This is a genomic window from Planctomycetota bacterium (genome assembly GCA_035384565.1).
GTDB lineage: Bacteria > Planctomycetota > PUPC01 > DSUN01 > DSUN01 > DAOOIT01.
In genome coordinates this window covers 1-17,622 of record DAOOIT010000039.1, presented here as the reverse complement: position 1 = coordinate 17,622, position 17,622 = coordinate 1, and the positions used below count along the sequence as shown (strand labels likewise).

Sequence of the window (17,622 nt, the reverse complement as noted above, 5' to 3'; positions counted from 1 at the left end):
GCCCCTGAGGCGGCCCTTCGGCGTCACAATAGGAGCCAGAGGAGACTCACATGGGATTCCCCACATTGTCCGACGCGCGGCGTCTGGAGCGCCTGCGCCCGCCCAGCGGCAAGGTGCGCATGGTGCTCGACACCGACACCTACAACGAGATTGACGACCAGTTCGCCGTGGTGCACGCGCTGCTGTCGCCCGAGCGGCTGAGCGTTGAGGCCATCTACGCCGCGCCGTTCTTCAACCCGCGGTCGAGTGGGCCGGCCGACGGCATGGAAAAGAGCTACGACGAGATCCTCCGCGTGCTCGCCCGGCTGGGCGTGGCGCACGAGGGCTTCGCCTTCCGCGGCTCAGCGGGCTACCTGCCCGGGCGCGACCAGCCGCGCGAGAGCGACGCCGCCAAAGACCTGGTGGCGAAGGCCCTGCGGGCGGGCGGCGACGAGCCGCTCTACGTCGTCGCCGTCGGCGCCATCACCAACGTGGCCTCCGCCATCCTCCTCGAGCCGGCCATCATCGAGCGCATCGTGGTGGTATGGCTCGGCGGCCAGCCCCTCCACTGGCCCACCGCGCGCGAGTTCAACCTCCAGCAGGACCTGCACGCCTCGCGCCTAATCCTCGACTGCGGCGTGCCCCTGGTGCAGATTCCCTGCTCCGGCGTCTCATCGCACCTGCTCACCACGGTGGCCGAAATCGAGCGCTACGTGGCGGGGCAGGGCGCGATCGGCGACTACCTCGCCGACATCTTCAAGGCCTACCACGCCGACCACTTCGCCTGGTCGAAAGTGATCTGGGACATTGCCGGCATTGCCTGGCTGCTCGATGGCTCGTGGGTGCCCACGGAGCTCGTCCACAGCCCCATCCTCACCGACCAGGTGACCTGGAGCGAGGACCGCTCGCGGCACTTCGTGCGGTTCGCCACACACGTGCGACGCGACCCGGTTTTCCGCGACCTGTTCACGAAGCTGGCCCGTCGGGCGACGGCCTCGGGCGAGGCCGCCGATTGACCCAACGCCGCCTTGACAATCCGAGGGGAATGGTTATAATACACGCACCACCGCGGGGTGGAGAAGTGGTATCTCGTCAGGCTCATAACCTGAAGATCGCTGGTTCGAATCCAGCCCCCGCTACCAAGTGAAAAGAAGAATCCGAGATCGCGGGTTCGAAGCGAGGTAGGCTCGCAAAGTCTGGCAGGGCAAACACTTCGGCTCGGCCCTCATGATTCTGGGGGTCGAGCCGAACCTGTCTTACGAACGCCCGGATCACCCTCCGCTGCTCGTCAATCGTCCCTTCCTTCATCACGTCCGCGAACGAGCGCAGCATCTCGACGACCGCGCGCATGGCCTCGTCGAGGTCCACGTGCGCGCCTGCGGCCCGCTCCAATTCCTCGATCTTCGGGGAGATGTCCATCAATTCCTGCTTGAGTTCGGCGATGCGCTGGTCGGCGAACTCGCGGTTCTCCCGCGTCAGGTTGTCCAGGATGTTGTTGATCTTCGCTCGGACCTGTTCCCTCTGCTCGCGCAGGCGGAGGAGTTGCTCTGACGCACCTTCCTCGGTGACGCCCAGGTACTGCTTCACGACGCCCCGCAACTCGGAGGGGTCCGCCGCTTCTACCATGCGGCGGATGTGGTTGCCGATGGTGTTGACCAGCAGGCCCTCGATCATGTCCCTGCGGATGATGTCCCGCTCGCAGATCGTCGTGCCCTTCATCACGTAGCCGCCGCAGGCGTAGTACTCGTTGATGCTGTGCGAGCCGTCCTTCCGCGGCTTCCCTCCCTTCGTCGTGTAGCCCTGCCATCTGTGCCCGCAACGCTCGCACACGATCACCCCGGTCAGCAGGTACCTCGACTTGGCGCCGCGTCCGCCGCGGTAGGTCTGGGTAGACCGGCGCCGGCGCTCTCGGCGGAGGGCCTTCGACTTCTCGAACATCGCCCGTGGGACAATGGCAGGATGGGCATCACGCGTGACGATCCAGTCCTGCTCGCCGTTCCTGTCGATGGCGCGCCGGCGCACCTTCGGCGTGGGGGCGGGTGCCTTGCCGCTGATCTTGTGGAACTTGGCGAAGGACCTCCGGTTCCAGACCGCGTCGCCGGCGTAGGCGGGGTTCATCAGGATGTCGCGGATGCTGGTCATGGCCCAGTCGTCGCTGTGCATCTCCGACCACTGGCCATTGCGTGGCGACGGGATGCCCTTGCCGTTCAGGTGGTCGGCGATCTTCTTGTAGCCCAGGCCGTCGCGGACGTAGAGGCGGAACATCTCCCGCACCACGGCCACGCGCGCGGGGTCACTGAGCACCAGGCGCGCCCGGTCCTGCTTGGAGGTCAGCAGAGCATCCCCCCGGTTGATCACCCGCTGAAGCTCGCCCTTCTCGTTGAGCACCTGCTTCGTGCCGTCGGGCATGAAGCGGACGACCATCAGGAACTCGCCTCGGGCGTTGTAGTAGGCCAGGTCATAGCCGAAGGGCGGCGTCCCACCCATCCACGACCCGTCGTCGGCCTTGCTCAACAGCCCGCGGATGGTCACCTTCGAGAGGTCACGGAGTTCCTGCCGCGCCTGCCACTGCTTCACGGGCAGGAGGAGGTCGTCCGTGTCATCGCCGTTGAAGTTCTCGGCGACGTAGACGACCTCGACCCCTGCCTTGCGGAGCAGATAGCGGTAGTGGCCGGTCTCGTCGTTATCGAGGCGGCCGAACCGCTTCACGTCGTACACGAGGATGTAGTCGAAAGGACGGTTGGGCTGCTGGGCGTCCTGGATCATCCGCAGGAACGCTGCGCGGTCGTCGGCCCCTGCGCCGCTGATCGCATCATCGGTGTACCAGTCCAGGATCCCATAGCCGGCCTTCTGGGCATAGGCTTCGACGACCTTCCGCTGGTCGCCAAGCGACTGCTCCTGCCGGTCCGTGGACCGCCGCGCGTAGCCTACGGCAGGCTTGCTGCCCCGCGTTCTCGTCTTGTCGGTCATGGCGTCCCCTTTCCTGTGGTGGCCCGGTCGGGGGGACATAGGGGCATCTTCTGCCGCGGTAGTCAAGGCGATTCCTGCCCCGCGTGCGGTGGGTTCCCAAGGCCGTGCTCCCTGCGGTACCGGCGGGCGAGCAGCTCGAACACGATGCTCAGGCCATCTCGGATGCGCTCCACCTGCTGGCCGGTGGGCGACACCTGTTCGACGGCCCAGGTGATGGGCGGCTGTTCTTCTGCGATTGGCTCCTGAGGTCGCTCGTGCTCGCCCATCATCCGGGGCCGCCTTCCGCCAGTGGGGATGGCAGAGCGCCCCGGCGCGGCGGGCCGTCCGGGGCGCTCGCCTGGCTCAGAACGGGCAGTCGGGGACCTTGGCCTGGACTTCCGCCCACTGCTCGGGCGTCACGCGCTCGGCGTCCTCGTGGCCGCAGACGGCCTTGATGGCCGCGAACCACTCGTCGTGGAGCCGGCCTTCGTCGGCCTCAACCTTCTTCGCCCATTCCGCGAAGAGCGTCCAGGTCTCGTCCATCGTGGCCGTCTTCTTGGCCTGGGGTGGTGCCGCGGCGCGCTTGGGCGGAGGGGCAGGAGCGCCTGCGGGCTTCGGCGCCGGCACGGCGGTTCCCCCCGAGTAGGCGCGCAGCTTGCAGCCGAGTCGGGCGCTCAGAGCGCGCCGTTCGTTGGCGTCGGCGTGGGAGATGCCCGTCGAAGGCTCGGCGTCGTGGGGGTTGAGGTAGCGCACGCGGATGCGCTTCTTGCCCTCGTACTCGTCCCACTCCAGGGTGAGCTGGACCGGCGGCAGATCCTGCTCATCCTCGAACCAGAAGGGGTCGATGCCGGGCCAGCCGAGGGCCTCCTTGAGCGCGTCGATGATGAACTCGTTCAGGGTGCCGTCGCGCTTCTCGACGTAGAAGTAGGCGACGACCTCGAGGTCCTCCGCCGTGATGTCGTGCCACTCGCCGTCGCGGTACTCCTCGGTGAGGGCGAAGCGCAGGATGACGGTGCAGAGCTTGTTGGGGCCGGTCGAGTTGACGCCGCGGTCGGTCACACGGGCACGGAAGCGGCCTTCACGATTCGCGAGCATTGGTGCCTTCCTCCTTCTTGGGGTTGGGCTTGCCGAAGAGGGCGTCCCAGACGGCCGTATCGTTGGGGCGCAGGGGGATGGGGTCGGACAGCCTGCGGCTCTTCGCCATGCAGTGGGGCATCTCGACCGGCCAGAGCGTACGGGTGCCGCAGCCCCGGCCTTTGCCGTCTTTCACATCGATATCGTAGCCGAGGAACAGCAGGTGGTCGGCCCACTCGCGGACGCGGAGCCGGACGGAGGCTTTGCCGCTCGAGGGCGACATCAGCCGCGGCTCATAGCGCAGCCAGTCGTCGCCTTGGGGGTTGGGCGTGTTCGTCGTGCAGTCATGGCAGATGAGGATCGCGTTGCGGCCCGCCCGGACGTGGCGGTCCAGGTCGCCCAGCAGGGTCAGGAAGACCTCGTAGACGATCTGGTAGCCCTTGCCGTAGCCGTAGTCCTCGAGCCGGGAGACGCGGTGGCCCTTCTCGTGCGGCACGTTGGCGATGGTCCACGCGACGGCGAGTTCTTCTGCCCGCGTCGCACTGTCGATGACGAGGGTCCGCACGCCGTCCCATCCGTCGCCATTGAGCGTGGCACGGAGGTTGTCCCAGTTCTCGATGCCTGCGATCCGTTGCGTATGCTCGGGCCGCAGGATCGCCAGAGACTCGTCGAGGTCGAAGCTCACGACGGGACCCGGCGCGAGGTCGGCGAGCGTCGTCTTGCCGACCCCGCCGGGGCCGTAGAGGACGATGCGGTGCCCGACGTTCGCCGCCGGCTCCTCGAAGCTCAGGGAACGGCGTTCGGGCCGGGCCTGGGGCGCGCGCGGCGGAGGCGCGGGCCGTGTGGGCGCACTGGCCATGTCAGTCTTCTCCTTCCATCAGTTCGGGGTGAACATTGGCCACGAACTCGTAACCGGCCGGGGGCGCCCCCGGCTCCACGGTGATCGACTGGAGGCACAAGCTGGCGTACTCGCAGAAGGAGCAGGTGTTGCGGCCCACGTTGCGGAACCATCGCCCCCAGCGTCGACAGTCCGACAGGAGCCTGGCCTGCTGCCAGCATTCGAGGCGGAACTCGTCGAGGTCGTTTTCGAGGCGCGGGACCTCGCGGCGCTGGAAGTAGAAGTCGGGCCGCTCCTCAATGTCGGCCAGGAGACGGGCGCCGTACTCCTCGGCCGTCTCCGTGCGGGCCAGGAGCTTCAGCCCAGGCCCGGCCGACTGGCGCGGGGAGCCGTCCTTGTTGAGCGCCCGCTGGCCCGTCTCCTCGCTCACGACGACCTTCAGCCCGCCGTCGTCGAGCACGGGGACCTGCCGCGGGCGGATCGAGGGCTTCCGCACGACGTCGTAGACCACGCCGGCCACGTCGTGGCCATCGTGCCGGGCCGAGAGAATGTAGAGCGAGATCTGCGGATCGCAGCGGAGGCGGAGCCAGTAGTCGGACTCTGGGCCGATGTCGTCTCCCGTGGTCTTGCGCTCGAGGACGAAGAGGCGGCCGTCGGGGGCTTTCACCAGACCGTCGCGCTTGCCGGCCAGTTCATACGTGCGGCTCGCCCGCCCGGTCTCGGGGTTGACGAGCGGCATGCTCCAGGCCTTCTCGACCTCGACATACTCCAGCGGGTCATTCTGGTAGCGCCAGAAGTAGCCGGCGAGCAGGTTGGCAACGGTCTCCCGCTCGACCTCCCAGTCGTCGCTCTCCGCCCAGGGCGGGCAGGTCTCATAGGAGCGGGTTGACTCAAGGATGGCGGCGTCCGCGGCTGTTCCACGGCTCCAGCGCTCGAGGCCGAGGTGGACGGCAGCGCCGATGCGGAGCGCTGCGGCGTCGCTCACGCGGCGCAGGCCGAGTTCGTAGCGGTAGTAGCACTGGCGCAGGCAAGTCCGGGCGCAGGCCATCGCGCTGTGGGTCAGCGCACGGCGGGGGGCTGGGGGTTGGGGGGCTGTGGGCGCGTGCTCAGCGGGGGTGTTGGGGGTTTCCATGGCTCACTCCGCCTTCGCCGTGGCCGCAGCGTCCGCCGTGGGACGCGCCCCGCCATCGTGTGCGGCGCACACCGGTTCGGGCACGAAGGGATCGTCGACCCGTTCGACGCTGTAGGCGCCGTCGCCGAACTCCTTGGCGATGTAGTTGACGAAGAGCTTGGCGAGGCAGCGGCCGACCTCGCTGCCGCGGTCGATCTCGACGGTGCGCGTCGCCTTGTCGAAGCGGAACTTGGCGTCGAGCCGCATCTGGGCTTCGCCGTGGATGTTCTCGGTGTTGACCGCTGCCAGGAAGAGGCGCTGGGCGATCTGGCCGTCGGTGACATCGTCCGTGAATCGGAACCGGTATTTCTGGGGCATCGTGGTTGTCTCCTCTGTCCGGTTACTACCCCTTTTCGCGGGTTTGTTAACCGCGGCCCTGTGGAAATCCTCCGTCGGCTACGAGCCAGGGCCGGCCCGTTTGACAAATGCCCCCTTGGCGAGTACTTTGCAGATGATGTGAGAGGCGAGCGGTTGACCCATGGAGATGCCTGATGAATGACGCAGCCCCAAAGGCCCGGCAGGGTTACCACAAGCTCAGAGCGCTGGAGGTCGTCGGCGGGTTCCTCGACGGGGCCTGCTTCGAGTTCTCCGATGCCCTGAACTGCCTGATCGGCTGCCGAGGCACGGGCAAGACGACCGTGTTGGAGTTCGTCCGCTACGCGCTCGCCGCGCTCCCCGCCGGAGAGGACAACCGCCCGCTGTGCCGGAACATCGAGAGCCTCGTGCGCAGCAACCTGGGCGGCGGGCGCCTGAAGCTGACGATTGAGACGAAGGACGGGCTGTGCTACGTCGTCCACAGGACCTTCAACGAGGACCCACAGGTCTTCACGCCGGAGGGCAAGGCGACCGGCATCGCCCTGGGGCACGGGGGCCTCTTCTCCGCTGACGTCTACAGCCAGAACCAGATCGAGAACATCGCCAACAACCCCCGCTTTCAGTTGACCCTCATCGACACGTTCATCGAGACGGAAGTCCAGGAGGTCGAGGCCGGCCTCCGGGCAGTGCATCGCGACCTCCAAACCAATGCGGCGGGAATCCTCCGCCTGGAGCGGGAGATCGCCGAGCTGGACGAGGGGCTTGGGGAACTGCCCGTGGTGGAGGAGCAGCTCAAGGCCTTCGCCCAGGGCGAGGGGGAGAACGTTGACGAGATCAACCGCCAGCACGCCCTCAAGGCGCTGCGCGACCGCGAGAAGCGGGGGGTCGTCGGGCTTGGGACGGCTGTGAGGGACTTCCGCAATGACCTTGCGGGCCGCGCCGGCCAGCTTCAGCGACTCATTCCCGCACATCTGGAGGCAGAACTGCTCGCCGGCCCCAACAAGGCCATCGTCACCGAGGTGCGCGATGCAGTGCGTCAGTGTGCGGAAGAGGTCGATGCCTCCATCCGGACCGCGGTGGGCCGGCTGGATGCGGCGCTGGAGAACCTGCTCGCCCTCGCCCAGAAGCTGAAGGCCGCTCACCAGGAGCAGGACCAGGTCTTCCGCAGCGTCATCGAGACCCACGAGCATGCCCAGGCCCAGGCAGCCGAACGCACGCGGTTGGAGCAGCGCCGGAACGAACTGATGGCGCAGCAGCGCAGCCGCGACGAGAAGCGCGGAGAGCTTCGGAGGCACCTCGAGGCCAGGGCGGACATGCTGAAGCGGGCCTCCGAGTTCAGGGACAGACGCTTCCAGCGTCGCTACCAGGTTGCCGAACACTTGAGCGCGAGGCTAGCGCCGACAATCCGTGTCAGGGTCGAGCAGTTCGGGAACGCCGACGAATACATGGCGAAGTTACAGGAGGGCCTGCGGAACTCCGGCGTGCAGCCGGGGCGTGCGGCCCTGAAGATCGCCAACGGCTTCGCGCCGCCCGATTTTGCACGCGCGGTGCGGCAGAACGACGTCGATGCCCTGACGGACCTGGCCGAGTTGAACCAGGAGCAGGCCCGCAAGGTCATCTCCGCCTTCGGGGCGACCCAGCGCATCTTCGAGATCGAGAGCGTGGAGCTATTCGACCTGCCTCACATCGAGCTGCTCGACGGGGACGAGTACAAGGACTCGACCACGCTTTCCACGGGCCAGAAGTGCACCACGATCCTCCCGATCCTTCTCCTCGAGAGCGAGAGTCCGCTGTTGATCGACCAGCCCGAGGACAACCTCGACAATCGCTTCATCTACGAGACGGTGGTCCGGAGCGTCCAGGACGTCAAGACGAAACGGCAGCTTGTCTTCGTCACCCACAACCCCAACATCCCCGTGCTCGGCGAGGCCGAGCGGGTCTTCGTCCTGTCTTCCTCCGGCAAGAAGGCGACCCTCGACCGGGTGGGAAGCGTGGACGAGTGCAAGGGCGACATCGAGACGCTCCTCGAGGGCGGCCGAGAGGCCTTCGAACTGCGCATGCAGAAGTACGGTCACTGATGGATATCGACGGAACCGAAGCAAGCTTGCGCGCGGCGTTGGCGAGGCTGAGGGACGGGGACTCCCTCTCGTGGTCCGAGCGGCAGGGCCTCGCCGTCCGGCTGGGTGACTGCCTGCGAGCCGTCTCTGACCCCGGGGTGCTCGAGGCCTGCAGCGCCGTCTACCGCATCCTGATCGCCGATGAGAAGTGGGAGGTGCGGAAGGCGGCCGCCGAATCGCTGCTGCATCTCCAGACGGATGACTTCGACGGCCTCGTGGCCCGCCTTCTGGATGACCCCAACGTCCTCGTGCGCCGGGCGGCGGAACGGACGCTCGCTCGCCGCAAGAAGGTAGCGCAGCTCGACGCGCTGAAGCGGGAGCGGCTGGAGGGCATCTACGACCAGTACGAGGCCTTCGTAAGCCGGTACGGCCAGGCGGCGGCTGACCGGGCGCTGAAGCTCGGGGAGCGCTTCTTCGAGCTGCTGGCCAGCGCGGCCACGCACGAGATCCGAGGCATCCTCACCTCTCTTTGCGGCGCCCTCGACGGCTTGGGGAGCCGCCTTCAGGCCGCGGGCATTCCGGCCAGCGCGTACGGGGAGCACCTGCGGAAGGCCCAGGAGCGAGCCGGCTTCCTCGGCAGCGTGCTGAACGACATGAAGAGCTACGCGCAGGAGCCGACCCACGAGTTCCGCGTGGAGAAGCTGCGGGAGATGATCGAGGAGGGGTGCCGGCTGGCGGAAGACCAGTTAAGGCCCGAGGGCCATCTTCCGCAGGACGCGCGGCTGATCAACAGAACGCCCGACTACATTTCCGTCGAGGCCGCCCGCTACCAACTCATCCAGGCATTCGCCAACGTGGTCAAGAATGCCTTCGAAGCGTTGGAGAAGGACGGGCGGGTGGAGATCGACGCCAGGCTCGCGGAAGGCAACCGGGCCGAAGTGACCATCGCGGATAATGGTGTGGGGATGGACGAGGCAGACCGGCGCGACGCCTTCATCCCCTTCAGGACGAGCAAGAAGAACCAGGGCGGCACCGGGTTCGGCCTGCCCATTGCCAAGAAGTCCATCGAGGCCCACGGCGGGAGCATTTCGCTCTCCAGTGTCGACGGCGGGGGAACGACGGTGACCATCCTTCTGCCCCTCCAGCAAGGGGAGCGAGCCGAGGAATGAGCGAGCACGTCCATCGGGCATTGATCGTAGAAGACGACGTGCGGATCGTCGAGGAGGTGAGGGACCGGCTGGACTCGCTTGGGCATACGTACGACTGTGCCGCGACCCAGTTGGAAGCGCGGCAGCGTCTGGCCGGGGGCAAGTACTGCTACATCCTTCTCGACCTCGAGATCCCCGTGCGCCCCAAGAGCATGCCACGAATCGACAGCGGCCAAAACCTCCTCGAGGAGATTCGGCGGGAAGGGATCAACCGGCAGACGCCCGTGATCATCATGACGGGCCACGGCACCGACGGCTACGACCTGGCCGTGGAGATGATGAAGAGGGGTGCCAACGACTATGTGGGCAAGCCCTTCGCTCCGGGGAGCAGCCCACGATCCCTGACGAGCAAGATAAAGGAAGCGCTGGAACGCGGCTGCGAGTGTCGGCCGAGCGAGGGCGTGGCATCAGCAGAAGCCGCAACTGCCGAGAAGCCCCGGGGAGAACACCCTGCGGGTGCCAAACCATTCCAGGGCAGCGAACTCGTATTCTACCCGAATCGTGTCGAGCTGCTGGGCGAGAAGATCCTGGGGCCCAGCGGGCCAGGGATCACCCGCAGGGTTCTCGACGCCCTCTCGGAGCATCGCGGCGGGAGGTACGCGACGTACAGCGGCGAGGTACTTGCCAGGAAGGTCGGGGCGGACGGACAAAATGCGGTCTCTGGCTGCATCAAGAACCTCCGGAAGACGATCAGGAAGGTGCTCCAGAAGAAGGGCTTCGCTTGCGAGCGGAATGACGTGATCGAGAGCGGAAGCCGCGGATATCATCTCAACACGTGGATGACGGTGAGAAGGCTCGACGAGTAACGGCCGCCCACCATCGTGTCCGGAACTCTCCCTGGCGCTCGCCTTTTCCGGCAGCGGCGCATCCAAGCCGTTGGCTGCTCCCCAGTGACCCTCCCAACCACGGTGCTGTCGCCAGACTCCACATCAGACTCCATGTGGCGTTCCGGCCACTCCACATCTAACGCCATATGGCGCGCCGCCCACTCCACCTCTTGCTCCATGTGGCGCGCGGGCATGCCACTCACCTGATCTGCCCGATGCCACATCAGACTCTAGATACAAGGGCGGCTCGCTCTGGCATGATCGGAGCGGATGCTGGATGAACTCACGTGGGAACTCCTCCTGCTGAGGAGCCGAAGAGCAAGGAGCCGTTGCTGATGAGCCAAGCCGCGAAACAGGACCTGCCCGATGCCCGTGTTGCCCTTCTCTGCCCCAACTGCGGGAAGCGTCTGCCGTTGAGCGGACGGTTCTCGGTGCGCGGGACGGCCGGGGTCTTCTGCCGCGGCTGCCAGCGGACCGTCCAGATCTCTATGGACATGGAGGAGGATTGCGCCGGCGCCTCCGACGCGCCGAACACGACAACGGACTGAGGGCCCGAGCCTCCGAGCCAGCGCCCTCCACACACAACCATGACCCGACTCTAAGAGAGCCACACAGTCGGCCAGAGCCTTTGAGCCCGTGCCGCAAGAGCCCAGTCGGAAGGGGATGTCCCCCCGGCCGCTGGGCTTTTTCCATGAGCGCCGTGCCTCCGGGGCGTCCCGGAAAGGCCGCGGCACGTGCCGGAGAACGACTACGGTGATCTTCTCGAACGGTGGAAGGTGGAACTCATCGGGGTCCGAGCCAGACGGCTTCTGTTCCCCGAGGGTGAGATCCCGGACCTCGAGCAGATGATCGTCCCCGAACTGCTCAAGGCGGACTACGCCCCCGTAAGGCAGGGGGCCGCCTCGGAGCGCACATTCGTGATCACGGTGATCGACCATCTTCTCATGAGGACGAAGCGCGACCGGGCGCGCGACAGGCGAAGGGCGGCCTTCGAGGCGCGGTCTCTCGACGCCGACCCGGCGATTGCCGAGAAGGTGTTCCTCCAGTTGCACCATGCCGAGGACATCGGGATGCGGCTGGACTTCGAGCAGGCCCTGATGGGCCTGGCGCCCGCCGAGCGCGCGATCTGCGAGGCCCTGATGGAAGGGCAGAGCCAGGCGGACATCGCCCGGGCGCTCGGCTGCACGCGGGCCGCCGTCTGCAAGCAGGTGAGCAAGCTGGCTGACCGGCTTCGCCGGCTCGGCCTGGATGCCTATCTGCCGCCCCGCGGAAATCGTGGTTAACAAATCCCCGCAGAGGGGTAGTAACTCTCCGGGGCAGTTGCCCTCTTCGCCGACGCAGGCCCCCTGCGCGGCCGTTGAGACGCTTTGCGCGAGGTCGAGATGTCCGTCACCTTGAGAGACTACCAGCGCCGTGCCGTCGAGCGGCTCAAGGCCGTCATCGGCCGCCGGCCGATCCTCGTGGCCCCCACCGGCTCGGGGAAGACGACGATGGCCGTCGCCCTGGTCGAGGAGCTTGGCGTCCCCACGCTCTGGTTGGCGCATCGCAAGGAGCTGATCGACCAGGCGGCACAGCATCTGGAGGAGCTGGGCTTGTGGCCCGGGCGGATCATGGCCGGCTACCCGCCGGCGCCGTTCGCCCAGGTCCAGGTCGCGAGCGTCCAGACCCTCATCAGGCGGCAGATGCCCCCGGCGAGGCTCGTGGTGATCGACGAGGCGCACCATGTGGCCACCAGTTCCTACGGCCGCATCCTCGAGCAGTACCCCGACGCGCACGTCCTCGGCCTCACGGCTACCCCATTTCGACTTGACGGCCGGGGCCTGGGCGACGTGTTCGGCGAGATCCTCGTAGCCGCTCGCACCGACGAGCTATGCCAAGCAGGCGTGCTCCACGACCCGCGGGTCTATGCCGGGCAGTCGCCTGATCTGCGCCACGTGAAGATCGCCATGGGCGACTACGCCCTGAGCGAACTCTCCAGGCGCACGAACACCGAGGAGTTGAACGCCGACCTCGTAAAGACGTGGCTGGGGAAGTCCCCCGGGCGCCGCACCGTCGCCTTCGCGGTGGACATCGAGCACTCGCAGGCCATCGCCGCGGCGTTCCAGGCTGCCGGGGTCCCGGCCGAGCATCTCGACGGCGGCACCCCACGCGATGAGCGCGAGGCGATCTTGGAGCGCCTGCGCGGTGGGCGCACCCTGGTGGTCTCGAACTGCATGGTGCTGACCGAAGGCTGGGATCTCCCTGCCCTCGAGACGGCCATCATCGCGCGGCCCACCGCCAGCCTGAACCTGCACCTCCAGATGATCGGCCGGATCATGCGTGCCTGCCCCGACAAGGACGGCGCCATCGTCCTGGATCACGCGGGCAATCACCACGTCCACGGCCGCGTGACCCGCCGCCTTGAGTACACCCTCGACAGCGGGAAGAAAATCGGCGAGAGCGACCCTCTGCGGCTGCGGCGCTGTCGGGCATGCCAACTGCTCTTCGACCCCGGCGACCCCTGCTGTCCCGAGTGCGGCTGGGCGCCACCGCCTCCGGTGCGGGAGCGGCCGGTCATCCACGGCGTGGCGCAACTGGTCGAATTCGACGACGGCGACTTCGCCTATCGCTCCCACTTCTGGCGGCTCATGGAGGCCCAGCGCATGGCCGCCGGCTACAAGCCAGGCTGGTCAGCCTATCGGTTCAAGGAACGCTTCGGCGAGTGGCCCGTGGTCGCCGACGGGGAACTGGTGGACCCCGACAGGGCGACCCTCGACGACAAGCGCGCCGTCTATGTCGGCTTCCTCCGCCAGGCCGGGGAGAAGGGCTTCAAGCCCGGCTGGGCGGCGTACCGCTACCGCGAGGTCTTCGGCTGCTGGCCCCGCGGCTTCGTGGACGAGGTCCGCCGCGAGGCGCTTTCCGAACGGTTCGCAAGGTTGGTGCAGGCGTGATGCCCAGACCCGAGCGGCAGGTCCAGAACGAGATTCTGCGTGCCTTCGGCACGAGGCGCTGGCTGCGCCTCTGGCGAGCGAACGTCGGAGCGGCGCGGTTCGACCGGCGCGTGGTCTGCTTCGGCGTCCCCGGCCAGGCCGACCTGACAGGCATACTCCCCGACGGGCGCCGCCTCGAGGTGGAAGCGAAGTCCGCCACGGGACAGCAGTCGGATGACCAGAGGAACTTCCAGCGGCTCATCGAACGCTTCAACGGCGTCTACATCCTGGCGCGGTCCGCGGAAGACGTGCGCCAGGCCCTTCTCCAAGCCGGCTACGACGCCGACGCACCCTGAACGAATCCGGAGGAGGACCATGTGAGCGAACCGGACCCAGCCCATACCGACAATGCCATCCTCGAAGCTGCCCTCGAATATGCCGCACGGGGCTGGCTCGTCTTCCCTTTGAAGCCGAGCGGCAAGACCCCGCTGACCCCGCACGGGTTCAAGGATGCGACCACCGACCCCGAGCAGATCCGTGCGTGGTGGACGCAGCACCCCGACGCCAACGTCGGCATCCGCACGGGCGCCGTATCGGGCCTCGTGGTGCTGGACATCGACTGCCACGGCGAGGCGGACGGCGAGGCGTCCCTGGCCAAGCTCCAAGAGGACTTCGGGCGGCTGCCGCCGACCCTCGAGGTCAAGACCCCGAGCGGCGGACGGCATCTGTACTTCGTCCATCGAGACGGAGAGGTGAAGAGCCGCAACGGCCTGCGGCCCGGCCTGGACCTCAAGGCCGACGGGGGGTACGTCGTCGCGCCGCCGTCCGCGCTCCGCGACAGCCCCGAACCGTACGCCCGACACAACGGCCACTCGTCGTGCCCGCTCCCGATGTGGCTCATCGAGCAGGCCAACGGCCGCCGCTCGACGCCGGCGCCTGCGGCCACGCTGCCGGCCTCGCAGGTCACCCGCTCAGCCGCTCGCTATGCCGAGACGGCCCTCAAGCTCGAAGTCCGCAACCTCCGCCAGGCCCCCGAGGGCACGCGGAACGACACGCTGAACCGCGCGGCGTTCAGTCTCGGCCAGCTCGTCGGCGGCGGGTACCTCGACCGCGCCCACGTCGAGGCCGAGCTCGCCGCGACGGCCGCGATCACCGGGCTGGGCGAGCGCGAGGCCGCCGCGACGATCCAGAGCGGCCTCGAAGCCGGCATCCAGGAGCCCCGCAGGGTCGAGATGCGGCGCCCGCGGCGGTCCCTGACCTCCCCGGCGCCCGGCCCGAACGGCGTCATTCTGATCCCCGGCCCGCACTGGGACGACCAGGACCGCTACATCGAGCAATCGTGCAAGACCTTTGCCGACCAGGTGCTCGGCGCACTCCCGCCCGACCTGATCTACCGCAAGAGCCATCTCCCCGGCGAACTTCTGGGCAAGCCCGGCGCCCGACGCTGGGACGAGCTGAGCGCCGACCGCAGCCGCCTGCTCGTGGACGAGCACATGAAGCTCGGCGCCTGGTACCCCCGCAAGAACGACGAAGGCTCCGTCCTGGTGTACAAGCCCTGCAGCGGAGACAACGCTGCCCTCGCCCTCGCGGGGGCCAAGGCCGACCCACGCGTCCGCGATCTCGACCTCCTGGTCTGCTACCCCGTCTACGGCCCCGACTTCCAGCGCGTCCAGCCCGGTTGGCACGACGGCATCTACTACGACGAGCCGCCCGAGCTCCAGGGCATCGAGCCCCAGCGCGACCTCGAACACATCCACGAGGAACTCCACGAGCTGGTCGTCGACTTCCCCTTCAAGGACGAGGCGAGCCGCCAGAACTTCATCGGCCTCATGCTCACGCCCCTCGTGGCGCCCGCCATCGACGGCAACCGCCCGCTCCACCTCCTCCTATCGCCCCTCGAGCGCACGGGCAAGTCGAAGCTCGCCGCAGAGGTCCTCGGCGGCGTCATCCTGGGACGCGAGACGCCAGCTCTCCAACTGACGGACCGAGACGAAGAACGCGACAAGCGCCTCCTGGCCCTCCTCCTCCAGGGCGAGACGGTCGTCCACCTCGATAACCTCCCGCGTGCGCTCGACAGCGCGGCGCTGTCCTCCATCCTGACCGCCACGAGCTACCAGGGCCGCATCCTGGGCGCCTCGAAGATCGTCAGCCTCGCCAACACGGTCACCTTCGTGGCCTCGGGCAACAACACCGAGTGCAGCGGCGAGATCGCCAAGCGCACCGTGCCCATCCAGCTCCAGCCGAATACCCCGAACCCCGAGGCCCGCCAGGACTTCCTCTACCCCAACCTCCGCGCCCATATCCGAAGCTCGCGCGCCCGCATCTTCGCCGTCCTCCTCGGGATGATCGAGAACTGGCTTGAGAAAGGACGGCCCCTCCACAAAAACCGGCTCGGCGGCTTCGAGGCCTGGTCCGAGACCATCGGCGGCATCCTCCACGCCAACTGCTTCAACCGCTGGCGGACCAATGAGGCCGAATGGCGCAAGAGCGCCAACCCCACCGCCCAGGAGTGGGAGACGTTTGTGGCCGCCTGGTGGGAGAAGTTCGGGCCGGTCCCCGTGTCCGTAGCCGAGTTGATGCGGGTTGCCGACGATGAGGAGTGCTTCCCGGACGCGTTGAGCCGCAGGACAGAGCGCGGGCGGCAAGTGGCATTCGGCACGCTGCTCCGCCAGCGTGTGAACACGCCCATCGCTCAGGTCACGATCCGCCGAGAAGGCTGCGGCACCCACTCGGCCTACTTCCTGGAGCGGCGGCACCGTGAGTGAGCGTCGGCGCGCAATCTCGCAATCTCGGGCGCAATCTCCAGACCAGAGATTGCGCGGCGTAACCCCGTGCCACTCTGCGGCTTATGAGGCCGCCGCGCAATCTCGCAATCTCATGCATGCCTCGCGCGCGCGGCACGCGCGGGCGCACATGCGCGCACACGCGCGCGCACGCGTGCGTGCGGGTTGCATTACGGAAAAGATTGCGAGATTGCGCCGATCAGACGTAAACCCCACGCGGTGCATCACTTCCAGCGCGCAATCTCGTCTCCAGAGATTGCGCGGAGATTGCGCGAGATTGCGCGGAGACCGCCTCCAATGAACTCGATGCCCCTCTTCCAACCGCCTCGACGGCCCGTGTCAAGGCCCCCGCTCAGGCCGTTTCGCCCCGTGGTTCCGCGGCCGAGCATGGCGGAACGACTCCTCGCGCTCTCTCTTGCCCGGATGACCCCCGACCAGCGCGTCGCCTTCGAGGAGCGCGTGGCCATCTGCATCCACGATGGCGGTCTGCCTGAAGCCGAGGCCCTCCGTGTGGCGGCGAAGGAGCACGCGCGGTGAAGCCCTGTGACGCGCCCGACTACGTCACCCGCTGCCATCTCTGCGGATGGCCCGAGGGCCAACCCTGGCTCACCGTCGAGCAGGCGGCCGCGTCACTGGCCATCGCCCCGAGGAAGCTGCGGGAGATGATCAACTGCGGCGTCTTCAGCCAGGTCATCAAGGTCGCCCGCACATGGCGCATCCACCACGAGGCACTCGACGGCTACATCGTAGCGACCCAGGAGCTTCTGGGGGCACCGCAAAAAAATCCGCGGGAGCAGTGACGTTTATGTACGTCTACGACGCCACGCCGCGAAAAAATCTGCTGCAATAGACGTGGACGTTTCGAACGGTGTGAGCCTCGTCAACCTACGGAGGATGTTCCAATGCAGCGAGTTCTGACGGCAGCCGTCGGTTGTGTCCTTCTCGTCATCTTCGCCGGCTGCGGCACGCCGCTCGACAGGGCCGAGGACGTCTACAGCGTCGAGGAGTCCACGGCTCGCAAGTCCTACCTCATCATCGGCAAAGCCTACCTCTTGGGCCAAGCCACTGCGGACCAGATGGCCAAGGCCCGCTCCCTCTACGACGCCTACTTCGAGGCGCAGCGGCGCGCCTACGAGGACCTGACCGCCGCCCGGACCGAGGGCGACAAGGGCCTCGATGTCCCCGGCCGGCGCGAGCGACTCGCGGTGAATGAGGCCGTGGTCACCCGCTGTGCCGTCGAACTCGCCGCCTTGGCGAAGGAGGTGACGAAGTGAAGCTCCCCAAGAACCTCGACGACTGCCCCGTCCTGACCGAGGAGCTGATTGGCCGGCTCCTCATCATGCTCATCGCCAAGCTCATGTTCGGCGGCGCCGCCCAGCGGCCTCCCCTCAAGCCGCCGGTCCCCCGCGAGGAACTTGACAAGCTGCTCGAGGCCGCCGAGCGCGGCGAGGCCGTCGAGCTGGTGACGAAGGTCGCCGTCAGCGGCGAGACCCTCCGCCAGCTTCGGGATGA

At 67.4% G+C, this 17,622-nt stretch carries 19 protein-coding genes and 1 tRNA gene; 16 read left to right on the top strand and 4 right to left on the bottom strand.

All coding sequences use genetic code 11. The features are described from left to right. Positions 1-50: 50 nt before the first annotated feature. The 4 genes from PLE19_14935 to PLE19_14920 all read left to right on the top strand — a co-directional run bounded on the left by PLE19_14935 (position 51) and on the right by PLE19_14920 (position 3,195). A complete protein-coding gene (locus tag PLE19_14935) occupies positions 51-995 on the top strand; it encodes a nucleoside hydrolase (protein ID HPD16246.1) in 945 nt (314 codons plus the stop codon). 51 nt (positions 996-1,046) lie between these two features. Next, positions 1,047-1,121, top strand: a tRNA-Met gene (locus tag PLE19_14930). A gap of 85 nt (positions 1,122-1,206) precedes the next feature. Next, positions 1,207-1,530, top strand: a complete 324-nt coding sequence (locus PLE19_14925) for a hypothetical protein (GenBank protein HPD16245.1) — start codon at positions 1,207-1,209, stop codon at positions 1,528-1,530. Between the two features lie 408 nt (positions 1,531-1,938). Next, positions 1,939-3,195 (top strand): hypothetical protein, encoded by a 1,257-nt coding sequence (locus PLE19_14920; GenBank protein HPD16244.1) that lies wholly within the window; start codon positions 1,939-1,941, stop codon positions 3,193-3,195. 96 nt (positions 3,196-3,291) lie between these two features. Here PLE19_14920 and PLE19_14915 read toward each other — a convergent pair whose 3' ends face one another. The 4 genes from PLE19_14915 to PLE19_14900 are packed head-to-tail and all read right to left on the bottom strand — an operon-like array spanning position 3,292 to position 6,329. After that, the gene (locus tag PLE19_14915) at positions 3,292-4,023 is read right to left on the bottom strand and encodes a hypothetical protein (protein ID HPD16243.1); all 732 of its coding nucleotides are present in this window, start codon (positions 4,021-4,023) and stop codon (positions 3,292-3,294) included. Next, on the bottom strand, positions 4,007-4,861 hold the full coding sequence (locus tag PLE19_14910) for an ATP-binding protein (GenBank protein ID HPD16242.1): 855 nt from the start codon (positions 4,859-4,861) through the stop codon (positions 4,007-4,009). Before PLE19_14910 ends, PLE19_14915 begins: the two co-directional genes overlap by 17 nt. Before the next feature lies 1 nt (position 4,862). Next, on the bottom strand, positions 4,863-5,972 hold the full coding sequence (locus PLE19_14905; protein HPD16241.1) for a PD-(D/E)XK nuclease family protein: 1,110 nt from the start codon (positions 5,970-5,972) through the stop codon (positions 4,863-4,865). Between the two features lie 3 nt (positions 5,973-5,975). Beyond that, a complete protein-coding gene (locus tag PLE19_14900; protein ID HPD16240.1) occupies positions 5,976-6,329 on the bottom strand; it encodes a hypothetical protein in 354 nt (117 codons plus the stop codon). A gap of 173 nt (positions 6,330-6,502) precedes the next feature. Between PLE19_14900 and PLE19_14895 the strand changes: the two genes are divergently transcribed. The 12 genes from PLE19_14895 to PLE19_14840 all read left to right on the top strand — a co-directional run. Further along, entirely contained in the window at positions 6,503-8,404 is a 1,902-nt protein-coding gene (locus PLE19_14895) for an AAA family ATPase (GenBank protein ID HPD16239.1), read from the top strand. Beyond that, positions 8,404-9,552, top strand: a complete 1,149-nt coding sequence (locus tag PLE19_14890; GenBank protein ID HPD16238.1) for a HAMP domain-containing sensor histidine kinase — start codon at positions 8,404-8,406, stop codon at positions 9,550-9,552. The genes PLE19_14895 and PLE19_14890 overlap by 1 nt, the downstream gene beginning before the upstream one ends. After that, a complete protein-coding gene (locus PLE19_14885) occupies positions 9,549-10,397 on the top strand; it encodes a response regulator (protein ID HPD16237.1) in 849 nt (282 codons plus the stop codon). The genes PLE19_14890 and PLE19_14885 overlap by 4 nt, the downstream gene beginning before the upstream one ends. A gap of 356 nt (positions 10,398-10,753) precedes the next feature. Beyond that, entirely contained in the window at positions 10,754-10,966 is a 213-nt protein-coding gene (locus PLE19_14880; protein ID HPD16236.1) for a hypothetical protein, read from the top strand. A gap of 186 nt (positions 10,967-11,152) precedes the next feature. After that, the gene (locus tag PLE19_14875; protein HPD16235.1) at positions 11,153-11,701 is read left to right on the top strand and encodes a hypothetical protein; all 549 of its coding nucleotides are present in this window, start codon (positions 11,153-11,155) and stop codon (positions 11,699-11,701) included. Between the two features lie 84 nt (positions 11,702-11,785). Continuing rightward, positions 11,786-13,348: a DEAD/DEAH box helicase gene (locus PLE19_14870; protein ID HPD16234.1), complete on the top strand. Its 1,563-nt coding sequence runs from the start codon at positions 11,786-11,788 to the stop codon at positions 13,346-13,348. Beyond that, the gene (locus PLE19_14865) at positions 13,348-13,683 is read left to right on the top strand and encodes a hypothetical protein (GenBank protein HPD16233.1); all 336 of its coding nucleotides are present in this window, start codon (positions 13,348-13,350) and stop codon (positions 13,681-13,683) included. Before PLE19_14870 ends, PLE19_14865 begins: the two co-directional genes overlap by 1 nt. A 21-nt stretch (positions 13,684-13,704) precedes the next feature. Further along, a complete protein-coding gene (locus PLE19_14860; GenBank protein HPD16232.1) occupies positions 13,705-16,092 on the top strand; it encodes a bifunctional DNA primase/polymerase in 2,388 nt (795 codons plus the stop codon). A 405-nt stretch (positions 16,093-16,497) separates the two neighbouring features. Continuing rightward, a complete protein-coding gene (locus tag PLE19_14855) occupies positions 16,498-16,647 on the top strand; it encodes a hypothetical protein (GenBank protein ID HPD16231.1) in 150 nt (49 codons plus the stop codon). Then, positions 16,644-16,910 carry a helix-turn-helix domain-containing protein gene (locus PLE19_14850; protein HPD16230.1) on the top strand — a complete coding sequence of 89 codons (267 nt, stop codon included), beginning with the start codon at positions 16,644-16,646 and terminating at the stop codon, positions 16,908-16,910. The genes PLE19_14855 and PLE19_14850 overlap by 4 nt, the downstream gene beginning before the upstream one ends. Positions 16,911-17,012: 102 nt before the next feature. Further along, positions 17,013-17,384 carry a hypothetical protein gene (locus tag PLE19_14845; protein HPD16229.1) on the top strand — a complete coding sequence of 124 codons (372 nt, stop codon included), beginning with the start codon at positions 17,013-17,015 and terminating at the stop codon, positions 17,382-17,384. Further along, the coding region (locus tag PLE19_14840) for a hypothetical protein (protein HPD16228.1) at positions 17,381-17,622 on the top strand (242 nt) is incomplete at its 3' end. The genes PLE19_14845 and PLE19_14840, both read left to right, overlap by 4 nt.

Bases quoted from the DNA above. Each gene is read 5' to 3' on its own strand.
- PLE19_14915 (HPD16243.1), bottom strand. From the start codon at position 4,023: ATGCTCGCGAATCGTGAAGGCCGCTTCCGTGCCCGTGTGACCGACCGC.
- PLE19_14895 (HPD16239.1), top strand. From the start codon at position 6,503: ATGAATGACGCAGCCCCAAAGGCCCGGCAGGGTTACCACAAGCTCAGA.
- PLE19_14935 (HPD16246.1), top strand. From the start codon at position 51: ATGGGATTCCCCACATTGTCCGACGCGCGGCGTCTGGAGCGCCTGCGC.
- PLE19_14905 (HPD16241.1), bottom strand. From the start codon at position 5,972: ATGGAAACCCCCAACACCCCCGCTGAGCACGCGCCCACAGCCCCCCAA.
- PLE19_14920 (HPD16244.1), top strand. From the start codon at position 1,939: ATGGGCATCACGCGTGACGATCCAGTCCTGCTCGCCGTTCCTGTCGAT.
- PLE19_14880 (HPD16236.1), top strand. From the start codon at position 10,754: ATGAGCCAAGCCGCGAAACAGGACCTGCCCGATGCCCGTGTTGCCCTT.
- PLE19_14890 (HPD16238.1), top strand. From the start codon at position 8,404: ATGGATATCGACGGAACCGAAGCAAGCTTGCGCGCGGCGTTGGCGAGG.
- PLE19_14925 (HPD16245.1), top strand. From the start codon at position 1,207: ATGATTCTGGGGGTCGAGCCGAACCTGTCTTACGAACGCCCGGATCAC.
- PLE19_14910 (HPD16242.1), bottom strand. From the start codon at position 4,861: ATGGCCAGTGCGCCCACACGGCCCGCGCCTCCGCCGCGCGCGCCCCAG.
- PLE19_14865 (HPD16233.1), top strand. From the start codon at position 13,348: ATGCCCAGACCCGAGCGGCAGGTCCAGAACGAGATTCTGCGTGCCTTC.
- PLE19_14900 (HPD16240.1), bottom strand. From the start codon at position 6,329: ATGCCCCAGAAATACCGGTTCCGATTCACGGACGATGTCACCGACGGC.
- PLE19_14845 (HPD16229.1), top strand. From the start codon at position 17,013: ATGCAGCGAGTTCTGACGGCAGCCGTCGGTTGTGTCCTTCTCGTCATC.
- PLE19_14855 (HPD16231.1), top strand. From the start codon at position 16,498: ATGGCGGAACGACTCCTCGCGCTCTCTCTTGCCCGGATGACCCCCGAC.
- PLE19_14885 (HPD16237.1), top strand. From the start codon at position 9,549: ATGAGCGAGCACGTCCATCGGGCATTGATCGTAGAAGACGACGTGCGG.